Consider the following 11,782-nt stretch of genomic DNA (forward strand, 5'->3'; position numbering starts at 1 on the left):
CGACCATGGTGCCGCCGGCACAGTTCCCCAGAAGCAGTGTGGAGCGGCTGACCGGGGCCATCAGAAGCTCACGCAGATAGCCGCTCTCCCGGTCGGTGATCAGGCGGATGCCGACCGTGATGGCCGGCATCTGCACCGTCATCATCAGCATCCCGGGGAAGAGGTAGGCCCGGTAGCCGACGCCCAGCGACGCGTGCGGGATGAGGGCGGCCAGCCCGCCTCCGAGTACGAGGAGGTAGAGCAGCGGGTGGAGCAGCGTCAGCGCGGTGTGGGTGCGCTGACCGGCCAGGCGCAGCAGGTCGCGGTGGACCAGGGCGTGGACCGCGCGCAGTTCGTGCCTCAGCCGGGCCGGCCGCTCGCCGCGGGGGGCTCGGACGGGGAGCGCAGTCATCGGCCGCCGTCCGTTTCCGCCGCGGTTCTGCCGGGCGGGGAGCCGGACGGTGTCGGGCCGGTCCGCGGGGCGTGCAGGCTGCGGCCGGTGTGGTGGAAGAAGACATCGTCGAGCGTGGGCGCGGTCGCCGAGGCGGCGTGCACGGCGATGCCGTGGCTCTCCAGCGCCGAGCACAGACGGGGGATCCAGGCGCTGCCGTCGGGCATCCGCAGGCGGATCCCGTCGGCGTCCGGGGCGGTGCTGCCGTTCGAAGGCATGATCCGGTGCACGACCTGACGCGCCGTCGCGTCGTCGCTGGTGTGCAGTACCACCCGGTCGTCTCCGATCGCGGACCTGAGAGCGAGGGGTGTTCCCTGGGCCACCAGACGGCCGTGGTCGATGATGGCGAGGCGGTCGCAGTTCTCCGCCTCCTCCAGGTAGTGGGTGGTGACGAAGAGCGTGCTGCCGTGCTGGTCGCGCAGGTCGCGCAGGTGTTCCCAGACCTGGGCCCGGGCGTGGGGGTCGAGCCCCGTGGTCGGTTCGTCCAGGAAGAGCACACGGGGCGCGTGCAGCAGTCCGCGGGCGATTTCCAGGCGTCGTCGCATGCCGCCCGACAAGGTGCGGACCGGGGAGCGCCGGCGATCGGCCAGACCGACCAGGTCGAGTACTTCGGTGGCGCGTCGGCGGGCGTGGCGGCGGCGCAGCCCGTAGAGGCGCGCGTGGATGTAGAGGTTCTGGTCGGCTGTCAGGTCCGGGTCCAGGGCGCTGTGCTGGAAGAGCATGCCGACCTGTCGCCGTACCTGGTGGGGCTGGGTGAGCACGTCCGAGCCCGCCACCGTGGCCCTGCCCGCGGTGGGGCGGGCCAAGGCGCAGAGCAGGGCGATGGTGGTGGACTTCCCGGCGCCGTTGGGGCCGAGAAAGGCGAAGCTCTCACCCTGCGGCACGTCCAGGTCCAGGTCGTGTACGGCGTGGGTGGTGGTGCCCCCCGGTCCCGGATAGCTCTTGCGCAGGCCGCGTGTGCGGATGGCGTACACGGGGGCGGCGGGCCGGTGTGCGGTGTGCGGGCCGGCGAGCGGGGCCGTCATGAGGGCTGCTCGGGAGAGAGGGGCGGCGCCGTGCGGCTGCTCGCGGTTCGGCCGTCGTCGCCCGGTTCGCCGGCCATGGCCCTCCGGGGCCAGGAGAAGGACGTGGCGCGTGCCCCGGTCCTGCCCGGGAACGTGGCCGGGACCGGGCAGTCGGTACGGGCCGTCTGCCCGCAGGTGCCGGTGCGCCGGTCGAGCGGGACCGTCCCCTCGGTGGTCGGAGCGGTGCGGATGCGCGGGTGCGGGGCCAAGGGGTTCATGTCGTCTCGTGGGCCTTACGGTTCGTGGGATCGGCGAGGTCATGTCTGCCGACGTGGTCGTGGTGGCTGGTTCGTCGGGTAGCGGGGCGGTGCGGTGCTCTCGCGGGAGCGGTGCCGGCCGTGCCGCGATTTCCCGGTTCCTCGGACGGCCGAGCGGGAGGGCGGGCGCCGCCTGTGGAGGTGGCGCCCGCCGGTGGCGGTGACGTGCGGCACGACCGTCCTGATCGTGGGTGGCAGGTCAGGCCGCGGACGGTGGTGCCTGAGGTCCGGCCGACGGCTGTCCCGGGCAGCTGCCGGCCGGACGGAGCTGCCTGATCAGGCGCAGCTGATGCCGATGCAGACCGTGTTCAGGAGGGTCAGCAGACCCACGCACTCACACGTCCCGGCGTACGCAGCTCCGTCGAGCCCGACGGGGTCGGTCTCGGGGAGGGCGTGGAGCTGGGCCAGCAGTTCGAGGTCCTGGTTTTCCATGGTTCTCTCCTTCTTCTCTGTTTTTCTCTGTGGGGCGGCGGTGGTACTTCCCGCCGCTCAGACCGGCAGCCGGACCATCCAGTGCCGGGGATCGGTGTGGCGGACGCGGAGGAGGAAGGCCAGGATTCCGGCGGCCCCGTCACTCCAGCTGGTCGAGAGGTCCCCGTACTCGTTGGGGAAGACGACGTGGCCGTGGCGGTGGGCGCGCTCGGAGACGACGAGGCGTGCCAGATCACCGGCCATGGCGTGGTAGACGGGATCCCCCGTGGCCTCCGCCAAGTCGAGGAGGAAGTCACCGTTGCCGGCCAGCCCGTGGCACTGGGTGAGGGCGGCACGGGAGGCGCGTTCCGTGACGGCGTGGGCTCCCCGGCGGGCGAGATCGCCGAACCTGGTGTCGCCGGTGACCTGCCACAGCCGGATGAGGAAGGAACCGATGCCCGCCGCACCGTGGCACCAGTACGGAGCCGTGGGTACGTCCGTGGCCTGGGCGGGCCATTGAGCAGCCGCGCCGGTGTGCACGACGTGGGCGAGCAGGTGCTCGCCGGCCTGTACGGCCGCCTCCATGTGCTCCTGGCGTTCCGAGACGGTCGCGGCGGCGAGGAGGAAATAGCCGATACCGGCCGTGCCGTGGGCGAAGCCGAGGTAGCGCTTGCCGGCCTCCTCGGAAACGGCTTCCGCGGGGACCGCCCAGCTCATGCCGGACTGTTCGCGCCGTGCGGCGGCGGTCAGCCGGTCGGCGGCGGCCGTGACCATGCCGGCGAAACGCACATCGCCGGTGCGGTGCCACAGGTGGAGCGCGGCGAGTCCGCTGCCCGCCGTGCCGTGGGTGATGTCGTGGCTGGGCGTGGGCTGCTGCGGTGCCAGGGCGAGAGCCAGGGCGTGGTCGGTGAGTACGCGGTCGTCGATGGCACGTCCCGCGTCGTACACGGCCCAGGCGGTGCCGCGGCCGCCGAAGTGCAGCCCGGGTCGTGTCGAGCCGGTGTCGGTGTGACGGGCGATCCAGTGGCCGGCGGTGGAGATCAGCTCGGGCAGACGGGGATCGCGGGTGAGCTCGAAGTACCGCGTCAGTACCGCCAGCACGCCGGCCGCGCCCTGCTGCACCGTGCAGGGGTCGGTCTCCCCGGCCGTGGTGGACACGGGCCACAGCCGTTGCTCGTCCGACGGGGTCATCGAGTCGATGAGGTGGTCCACGAGCCCGGCCACCGGATCGTGGCCGTCGTCGTCCCGCGCCGGGCGGGCGGCGGTGTCGCGCGCCGGCCGTGCCGAGGCCGCCTTCCGGAGCGCCTCTCGGGCCCTGGGCGGGTCCCAGCGCTCGGCGGGGTCGTCCTTCATCAGTCCGAGAACCATGTCCACCAGACCGTCCTGCAGACGGAGCGGCCCGGCGCAGGCGGCCAGCCAGGCGGCGAGCCGCTCCTGCGTCGCCCGGCCGGCGGGCTCCTCGGCCAGCAGGTTCGGCACCTTCCCGGCCAGGACGAAGCACGCGGTGGCGCCGAGACTGTAGTAGTCGGCCGTCGGCGAGACGGGCGCGTCGTCCAGACGCTCGGGTGCGCTGAAGCCCGGGGTTCCCAGGCGCGTCGGCAGCGGGCTGTCGTCCTCCAGCACGGCGAGTTCCAGGTCGATCAGGCGCAGTTCACCGTCCGGGCGGACCATGACGTTGCCGGGAGTGAAGTCCCTCAGGACACAGCCGTGGGCGTGTGCCTCCGCGACCAGGTCGATCAGGCGTGCGACCAGGGCCGACGCGTCCGCGCGGTAGCGCTCACCTCCGACGTCGCGGAAGTGTTCGGCCACCCAGGTGCGCAGGGCGACGCCCGGCACCTGGTCCTGGGCCAGGAACAGGTGCCCGCCGTGCTGGAACAACGTCAGCGGGTCCGGAGCGAGATCCAGGCCCTTGAGCTTCTCCAGCGTCCGGGCCTCGGCGCGCAGCCAGTCGCGGACGTCGCGACCGGAGATGTCGGCCTCCACGTGGGGGCGGGCTTCCTTGATCACGACGGGGGCGCCCGTGGTGACGTCGGTACCCCGGTAGACGCCGCCCTTGTTCGTCTGCCGGATCGCCTCCCGGACGGCGAAGCGACCGCCGAGCATCACCGGACCACCCGCCGGAGCCGCCGCGCGCGGCGGGGCGGGCACCGCGGCGGGGAACGGGGAGACCGCCCAGGGAGGCGGGGAGAACCGGCCGGTGCGCTTGTCCTCCACGGGATTGCCGTCGGGGTCCTCGATGAACCACACCATCAGGCCGTTGTCCGACAGGCGTCGCCGTCCGACGAAGGAGCCGTAGCGGTAGTGCACCAGACTGTGCGCGGTGTAAGGCTGGTCGGACAGGATCCGGGGGCCCGCCAGACCCGCCGTGGCCCGGTGCAGCTCCTGGGCGAGCCGGGCCGCGTCGGCGTCGGAGCCGGGGTAGACCGTGATGAACTTGCCGGAGTTCCCCCGGGGCGTCGCACGGGAGTTGAGGGCGTGCACCTGGTCGAGCGACCGAGCGAACTTGAATGCCGATTTCTCCGGCAACAGCACTCCCAAGGCTCTTTCGAGTACCGTGGGCGCGGAGGCGGCCGTTGCCGACAGATGCAGCTTCCAGCCCTGTTCGCGCCGCGTCCCCGACTGCGGCGCGAGGTGGCACCACCTCTCGTCCGTGACGGTCGTCCATTGCGCGTCTGTGCCTGTGGAGTTCAGCGCTCGGTGGAGGAGGCTTTCCAGTTCGGCTTCGGTGGCGCTATTCGTCATGTGTGTTCCTCTCGACGCCGGAACCGCTGGTGGGAAATTGCCCATCACTCTTGCCGGCCCAACATTCACCCGACCTGGTTCATCCCATCCGGCGAGCGCGTGCGGTGCTGTTTCTCCACCCCGGGGCACGCCCGGCGCAAGAAAGGCACGAAATCGTGCGCCGGGAGGGCGGCAGAGTCGCGCATCCGCGCCGAGCCTCGCTCGGGAACTGAAGCAGGAGGCCGCCGTGAACCTCGTAACTCGCCTACGGTGCCGCGTGTGTGAAGCCGGCGCCGGATGTCGTTCCGCAGCGGTCCGGAGGACTCGGTTCCACGTATGTGATCGCCGCGAAAGCGAGTTGACCGGCCCCGGGGCGCGTGGCGGCCGTTCCCGCCGGGCCGGCTCCGGACGCACTTCTTTCGTCCGTGGGATTCGTCCCCGGGGTTTCGTCCGCGGGATTTCGTCCGCGGGGGCGGAATGCCGCGATCACGCTGATCTCCCGTACGTTCGTCGTCCGGTGACCGGGCCGTTCCTCCGGGCCGACGGATGGGAGGGAGGTTCCGGGTTCATGTCTCTTTCCCGGTGAGGAGGGGGATGTGGTGGCCGCCTGCTGATGCGCGGGGGAGTGGTCGATAATGTGTACGACTTCTTCCGGTCGCGGTCCTGTCCTTCGGGCATCCGAAAGCGGAAAGAGCCGTGAAAGTATCTGGAAACCGGAGCGTTTGCGCCGCACGGATTCCGTCGGGCGGTCGCCGGTGCGGAGGAACGGACGGACATGGACAGAACCCACGTCCTTTCGGTGAAGAACGAAGGGGGGAAGCGCCATGGTTTGGCCGATGATCGGGTTGTTTCACGAATTGTGCGTGGGCCTCGACCTCCATACGGGCGAACTCGGCGAGGTGGGGCATCAGTTAGCGGTGTGATCGTGTACAGAGCGAGCTCAAAGGGATGGCCGGCGGATCGCCGGCAGGCGTCCCGTCGGGACTGTGGGCTCTCCGGCGGGCGGGGATTAGGTTGGCGGGGAACTCTCCGGACAGCCGGACTCGTGATAGGGGCGAGCATGACCATGCAAAAGGGAGCCAATGTCCCGGTGCCGGCTCGCGCCGTACGGGTCGAACTGGGCTGGCGCACCTCACCCGGGGCGCCCGACGTGGATGCCTCGGCGCTCCTTCTCGTGTCGGGAAAGGTGCGCAACGACGCGGACTTCGTCTTCTACAACCAGCCCGCGCACCGGTCAGGTGCGGTGCGCCACGAGGGCAAGCGGGCGGCCGGGGGCGCCGTCACGGACACCCTCGCGGTCGACTTCGCACAGATGGAGCCGACGATCGACCGCGTCGTGGTGGCGGCCTCGGCGGACAACGGCACCTTCGGACGGGTGGCCGGCCTCTACGTGAGGATCGTGGACCCGGCCAACGGCTCCGAGATCGCGCGCTTCGAGAGCGCGGACGCGACCGTCGAGACCGCGTTCATCCTCGGTGAGCTCTACCTGCGCCAGGGAGCCTGGAAATTCAGGGCCGTAGGGCAGGGATACGAAACGGGGCTCGCGGGTCTCGCGACGGACTTCGGGATCTCCGTCGACGAACCGCAGCAGACGCAACCGCCCCAGCAGACGCAGCCGCCCCAGCAGACGCAGCCGTCCCAGCAGCTGCAGAAGGCTCCTCAGTCATTCACTCACCCTGCGACGCCTCGGACCCCTCCCACGCCCCCGCCGGCTCCCCCCGCCGTGCGGCCCGTGAGACTGACCAAGGTCACGCTGACGAAGGAAGCCCCTTCGGTATCGCTGTCCAAACAGGGCGGCACATCCGGTGCGCTGCGCGTCAATCTCAACTGGGAGGTGCGCAAGCAGTCCAAGGGCTGGGGCGCGAAACTCGGCCGGGCTGTCGCCGCGCAGGCGGACCTCGATCTCGATCTGTGCGCACTGTACGAACTCACCGACGGGAGCAAGGGAGTCGTCCAGGCGCTCGGGAACGCCTTCGGATCTCTCCGGCAGCCGCCGTACATCCACCTCGACGGGGACGACCGCACCGGCGCGTTCTCCACCGGCGAGAACCTCACGGTCAACCTCGACCACAAGAACCGGCTGCGCCGTGTCCTGATCTTCGTCACCATCTACGAAGGCGCCCGCAGTTTCGCCGATCTGCATGCCACGGTCACACTCCAGCCGCAGGACGGTGCGGCGGTCGACTTCTCCCTCGACGAATGCACCGTGCCCTCCACCGTGTGCGCGCTCGCGCTGATCACCAATGACGGGGAAGACCTCACCGTGCGGCGTGAGGCGCGCTATCTCGTCCCCCCACGCGGTGTGAGCCCCCAGCGGACCATCGACGCCGCCTACGGCTGGGGCATGAACTGGACCCCCGGCCGCAAGTGACGCCGTCACGAGCGAACCGTAACGCCCGGGCGGCAGGGATCAGGGCTCCGGTGCGGCTTCGGGGCGGTCATACGTACGCCCCTTCCAGGCCGCACCGAGACCCCGGTGGTGCTGTACCGCGGAATCCACCGTCATCAGGAGATAGAGGACCGCGGTGAAGGGCAGCAGCGGCGCCAGCCACAACGACTGCCGGTAGTAGCCGAGCATGGGCATGTAGGTCCCCGCCATCACCGCCCATGCCGTCCCGCCCGCAGCCGCCGCCGCGGTATCCCCCGTCAGCAGTCCGGCGCCCAGCGTGACGGGCGGTGCGACATAGACCAGGGCAAGACCGAGCACCGTGCCGGCCAGCAGCGGCGGACTGTGCCGCAGTTGCGCGTAGGCACTCCGCGCGACCATGCGCCACAGGTCCGCCAGCCGTGGATAAGGGCGCACGCTGTCCACCCGGTCGGCGAGCCCCAGCCAGATCCGGCCCCCGCCCCGCCGCACCGCACGCGCCAGCGACACATCGTCGATCACCGCCTGACGGATGGACTCGGGGATCCGCGCCCGCTCGGCGGCTCCGGCGCGCAGCAGCACACAGCCGCCCGCCGCCGCAGCCGTCCGCGCTCCCTTCGCGTTGATCCTGCGGAAGGGGTAGAGCTGCCCGAAGAAGTAGACGAAGGCCGGCACGACCAGCCGTTCCCAGGCGCTCGTGACCCGCAGCCTGGCCATCTGCGAGACCAGGTCGAACCCGCCCGCAGCCTCGGTACCGGCCGCGGCGACGAGTTCCCGCAGGCTGTCCGGTTCATGGGCGATGTCGGCGTCCGTCAGGAGCAGGAATTCGGGCTTCCGCTGCCGGGCCAGTGCCATCCCGTGCCGCAGCGCCCACAGCTTGCCCGTCCACCCCGGCTCCGGCTCACCGGGGGTGACCACGGTCAGCGGCAGCCCTCCGCATCGCTCGGACAGCTTCCGGGCGAGCGCGCCCGTGCCGTCGGTACTGCAGTCGTCGACCAGGAAGACCTCCGCGTCACCCGGGTAGTCCTGGGCGAGCAACGACGGCAGGCTCATCGTCAGTACCTCGGCCTCGTCCCTCGCGGGCACGACCACGGCCACCGAGGGCCAGCGCGCCGGGGCCCTGCGTACCGGAAGCCGCTGGTCGGTCCGCCAGAAGAAGCCCTGGCCCAGCAACAGCCACACCCACACGGTCAGTGAACCCATGGCGATCCAGGCAACGGCGCTCATCCGTCGAAGTGTGCCCCACTCCGGCGATGCCGCATGGGCTGTCGACTATGGTGACCGGGTGAAGATCGCACTCATGGACTCGGGAATCGGCCTGCTCGCGGCAGCGGCCGCTGTACGCCGGCTACGGCCCGACGCCGATCTGGTGCTGTCGTCCGATCCCGGCTCGATGCCCTGGGGACCCCGCACGCCCGAGGACGTGACCTGCCGTGCGCTCGCCGTGGCCCGCGCGGCAGCGGACCACCGGCCCGACGCCCTGATCGTCGCCTGCAACACCGCCTCCGTCCACGCCCTCCCCGCCCTGCGGGCGGAACTGGAGCCGGGGCTGCCGGTCATCGGCACGGTGCCCGCGATCAAGCCGGCCGCCGCAGGTGGCGGCCCCTTCGCCATCTGGGCCACACCGGCGACCACCGGGAGTCCCTACCAGCGTGGGCTGATCCATGACTTCGCCCGCTCCGTGGACGTGACCGAAGTGCCCTGCCCGGGGCTTGCCGACGCCGTCGAGCATGCCGACGAGGACGCGATCGGCCGTGCTGTGGCCGCCGCGGCCCGCCGCACCCCCGCCGGTGTGACGGACGTCGTCCTGGGCTGCACCCATTACGAACTGGTGGCCGAACGCATTCGGGCCGCAGTGGAGAGCGACCGGCCCGGTCATGCGCCACCGGTGCTCCACGGCTCCGCCGACGCCGTGGCCGCCCAGGCACTGCGCCGTATCGGTGAAGCGCCCGCTCCGTCGGCCGAACCGGCCGGCACGCTCACCGTTCTCCTCGGCGGCCACGCCGCCGACCTGACCGAACCCGCCCTGGCCTACGCCGAGGGTCTGCTCCTCAAAGCCGTCAGCCCCGCGATCTGACCGCACGCGGTGCCTCGCCGGGGCGGCACCACCCCTCCTCGCGGCACAAAACGTGGGTACGCTGCTTGGCATGACGGACCACCCCGGCAATGCGCGGCACGGTTCGAGCCAGGCCCCGAGCTCGGTCTGGACGGGACGGGCCACCAATCGCTTCCAGTGGCTGCTCGCGGCTGCCGGAGCAGGGTGCCTGGCGCTCGGTATCGACCTGGCTGTCGGCTCGGCCTGGGACGCCGGTTTCGCCCCACTGCTCATGTCCGTCATCGGATGTGTCGCCGCCGGGCTCCTGATCCTCTTCGGCACCCTCGCCTTCGTGCACGTGGCCGTCAAGGTCGACGGCGACGCCCTGGAGGTCCGCTGCGGCCACGCCGGCCTGCCCAGGCGCCGGATCCTGCTCACGCACGTGGTGGGCGCGGAGTTCGCCCCCAAGGTCACCCCGCGGCAGTGGGGCGGCTGGGGCTACCGCTGGCGCCCCGACCAGGGCACGGCCGTGGTGGTACGCCGGGGGGAGGCGCTGGTGCTCCGGCTGGGGGACGGCAGGACCTTCACCGTCACGGTGGACGACGCGGAGGCCGCCGTACGTTTCATCCGCGACCGGCTGCATCTCGCGGGCACGGGAAACTCCTCGGGGTCCTGAGCACAGGGGGGCCCGCTGACCCTGCCGGCCGGAGCGGCTGCCACTCGGTCCCTGAGCGCGAGCAGGACGCGGCTGCCCTTGAGCGGCCGGAGCGGCTGCCGCCCTCACAGCCGCCCACCGTAGACTCCGGCAGGTGAGCGCCACCATCACCACCGCCGAACCGCAGCCCGCCCCCGTGCCCCGCAGCAGGAAGCTGTGGCCGCCACTCGTCCGGCCGGCCGCGGCTGTGCTGGCCGGGGCACTGCTCTACGCGAGCTTCCCGCCCCGGCCCCTGTGGTGGCTGGTGCTTCCCGGCTTCGCCCTGCTCGGCTGGGTCCTGACCGCACGCAGGCTGCGCGCGGCGCTGGGCCTGGGCCTCCTCGCGGGTCTCGGCTTCATGCTGCCCCTGCTGCGCTGGACGGGGGAGGAAGTCGGTCCTGTTCCCTGGATCGCGCTCGCGTTCGCCGAAGCGCTGTTCATCGCCATCGGCTGCGCCGGGGTCGCCGCGGTCTCCCGGCTGCCGTACTGGCCCGTCTGGGCAGCCGCTGTCTGGACACTGGACGAGGCGCTCCGGGCCCGCGCCCCGTTCGGCGGCTTTCCCTGGGGCAAGATCGCCTTCGGCCAGGCCGAAAGCGCGTTCCTGCCGCTCGCCGCGCTGGGCGGCACCCCACTGCTCTCGTTCGCCGTCGTGCTGTGCGGCTTCGGGCTCCTGGAAGCCGTCCGGCAGGTCCGCCGCTACCGCACCACCGGCACCGTGCCCCGCTCCGGCGTCGTCGCGGCGGCCGTCACCGTGGCAGCCCCGGTCGCTGCGGCGCTGGCGGCCCTCCCGCTCGTGGACGACTCACCCGAGGACGGCACCGCCACGGTCGCCGCGATCCAGGGCAACGTGCCGCGCCTGGGACTCGACTTCAACTCCCAGCGCCGGGCCGTCCTGGACAACCACGCGGAAAGGACGGAGCAGCTCGCCCAGGACGTGAAGGCCGGGAAGGTGCCCCGGCCCGATTTCGTCCTCTGGCCGGAGAACTCCTCCGACCTCGATCCGTACCGCAACGCCGACGCCCGCGAAGCCATCGCCCGCGCCGTGCGGGCCATCGGCGCTCCCACTGTCATCGGAGCCGTCCTCACCCCTGACAGCGGACCTCTGCGCAACACCCTGATCGAATGGGACCCGCAGGACGGCCCCGTGGACACCTACGACAAACGGCACATCCAGCCGTTCGGCGAGTACATGCCGATGCGGTCCGTCGCGCGTATCTTCAGCAAGGACGTCGACCGGGTGCAGCGGGACTTCGGCCCCGGCAGCGAGGTCGGCGTGTTCGACCTCGCGGGCACGAAGGTCGGACTCGTGACCTGCTACGAGGCCGCGTTCGACGGCGCCGTACGCGATACCGTCAAGGACGGCGGACAGCTGATCGCCGTACCGAGCAACAACGCGACCTTCGGGCGCAGCGAGATGACCTACCAGCAGCTGGCGATGAGCCAGGTGCGGGCGGTCGAGCACGGCAGGTCCGTCGTGGTGCCCGTCACCAGTGGCGTCAGTGCGGTGATCCGGCCGGACGGCACGATCGTGCAGAAGACGAAGATGTTCACCCCGGACGCCCTGGTCGAGGAGGTTCCCCTGCGTTCCTCTCTCACCCCCGCCACCCGGCTGGGGGTCCTGCCGGAGGGTGTCCTGGCGCTGCTCGCGTTGGCCGGTCTCGGGTGGGCGACGGCGCGAGCGGTGCGCGTGAGGCAGGAGCGCAAAGAGCCGACGCCCGGCACGGAGAACGTCCCGGCCGCCCCGTAGCCTCGTCGCATGGCTACTCCAGACTTCATCCGCGACATCCGTGCCACCGCCGGCCACC

General features: G+C 71.5%; 10 protein-coding genes. 4 read left to right on the forward strand and 6 right to left on the reverse strand.

Going from position 1 to position 11,782, the window contains the following annotated elements:
- From VN520_RS30975 to lanL, 5 genes are all read right to left on the reverse strand, one after another.
- A partial coding sequence (locus VN520_RS30975; RefSeq protein WP_325750256.1) for an ABC transporter permease occupies positions 1-391 on the reverse strand: 391 nt, incomplete at its 3' end.
- Positions 388-1,455, reverse strand: coding sequence for an ABC transporter ATP-binding protein (locus tag VN520_RS30980; RefSeq protein ID WP_325750257.1), 1,068 nt, complete (start codon positions 1,453-1,455; stop codon positions 388-390). The genes VN520_RS30975 and VN520_RS30980, both read right to left, overlap by 4 nt.
- Entirely contained in the window at positions 1,452-1,712 is a 261-nt protein-coding gene (locus tag VN520_RS30985; protein ID WP_325750258.1) for a hypothetical protein, read from the reverse strand. The genes VN520_RS30980 and VN520_RS30985 overlap by 4 nt, the downstream gene beginning before the upstream one ends.
- A gap of 315 nt (positions 1,713-2,027) precedes the next feature.
- Entirely contained in the window at positions 2,028-2,183 is a 156-nt protein-coding gene (locus tag VN520_RS30990) for a VenA family class IV lanthipeptide (protein WP_325750259.1), read from the reverse strand.
- A 57-nt stretch (positions 2,184-2,240) separates the two neighbouring features.
- Complete coding sequence (gene lanL / locus VN520_RS30995) at positions 2,241-4,904, reverse strand: class IV lanthionine synthetase LanL (protein WP_325750260.1); 2,664 nt, start codon at positions 4,902-4,904, stop codon at positions 2,241-2,243.
- Between the two features lie 1,039 nt (positions 4,905-5,943).
- Here lanL and VN520_RS31000 point away from each other — a divergent pair.
- Positions 5,944-7,254, forward strand: a complete 1,311-nt coding sequence (locus VN520_RS31000; RefSeq protein WP_325750261.1) for a TerD family protein — start codon at positions 5,944-5,946, stop codon at positions 7,252-7,254.
- 39 nt (positions 7,255-7,293) lie between these two features.
- On the opposite strand, the gene VN520_RS31005 is transcribed toward VN520_RS31000, so the two are convergent.
- On the reverse strand, positions 7,294-8,475 hold the full coding sequence (locus VN520_RS31005; RefSeq protein ID WP_325750262.1) for a glycosyltransferase: 1,182 nt from the start codon (positions 8,473-8,475) through the stop codon (positions 7,294-7,296).
- A 58-nt stretch (positions 8,476-8,533) separates the two neighbouring features.
- Here VN520_RS31005 and VN520_RS31010 point away from each other — a divergent pair, with 58 nt between their 5' ends.
- The 3 genes from VN520_RS31010 to lnt all read left to right on the forward strand — a co-directional run bounded on the left by VN520_RS31010 (position 8,534) and on the right by lnt (position 11,724).
- The gene (locus tag VN520_RS31010) at positions 8,534-9,325 is read left to right on the forward strand and encodes a glutamate racemase (RefSeq protein WP_325750263.1); all 792 of its coding nucleotides are present in this window, start codon (positions 8,534-8,536) and stop codon (positions 9,323-9,325) included.
- 70 nt (positions 9,326-9,395) lie between these two features.
- Positions 9,396-9,959, forward strand: a complete 564-nt coding sequence (locus tag VN520_RS31015) for a hypothetical protein (protein ID WP_325750264.1) — start codon at positions 9,396-9,398, stop codon at positions 9,957-9,959.
- 133 nt (positions 9,960-10,092) lie between these two features.
- Positions 10,093-11,724, forward strand: a complete 1,632-nt coding sequence (gene lnt / locus VN520_RS31020; RefSeq protein WP_325750265.1) for an apolipoprotein N-acyltransferase — start codon at positions 10,093-10,095, stop codon at positions 11,722-11,724.
- The last annotated feature ends 58 nt before the right edge of the window (positions 11,725-11,782 follow it).

Origin of the sequence: Streptomyces sp. (assembly GCF_035563135.1) — a bacterium.
In the GTDB taxonomy this organism is placed as follows: Bacteria; Actinomycetota; Actinomycetes; order Streptomycetales; family Streptomycetaceae; genus Streptomyces.

What these genes read in the sequence shown, in the direction of transcription:
- VN520_RS30980 (WP_325750257.1), bottom strand. Translation starts at nt 1,455, where the DNA reads ATGACGGCCCCGCTCGCCGGCCCGCACACCGCACACCGGCCCGCCGCC.
- VN520_RS30985 (WP_325750258.1), bottom strand. Translation starts at nt 1,712, where the DNA reads ATGAACCCCTTGGCCCCGCACCCGCGCATCCGCACCGCTCCGACCACC.
- VN520_RS30990 (WP_325750259.1), bottom strand. Translation starts at nt 2,183, where the DNA reads ATGGAAAACCAGGACCTCGAACTGCTGGCCCAGCTCCACGCCCTCCCC.
- lanL (WP_325750260.1), bottom strand. Translation starts at nt 4,904, where the DNA reads ATGACGAATAGCGCCACCGAAGCCGAACTGGAAAGCCTCCTCCACCGA.
- VN520_RS31000 (WP_325750261.1), top strand. Translation starts at nt 5,944, where the DNA reads ATGACCATGCAAAAGGGAGCCAATGTCCCGGTGCCGGCTCGCGCCGTA.
- VN520_RS31005 (WP_325750262.1), bottom strand. Translation starts at nt 8,475, where the DNA reads ATGAGCGCCGTTGCCTGGATCGCCATGGGTTCACTGACCGTGTGGGTG.
- VN520_RS31015 (WP_325750264.1), top strand. Translation starts at nt 9,396, where the DNA reads ATGACGGACCACCCCGGCAATGCGCGGCACGGTTCGAGCCAGGCCCCG.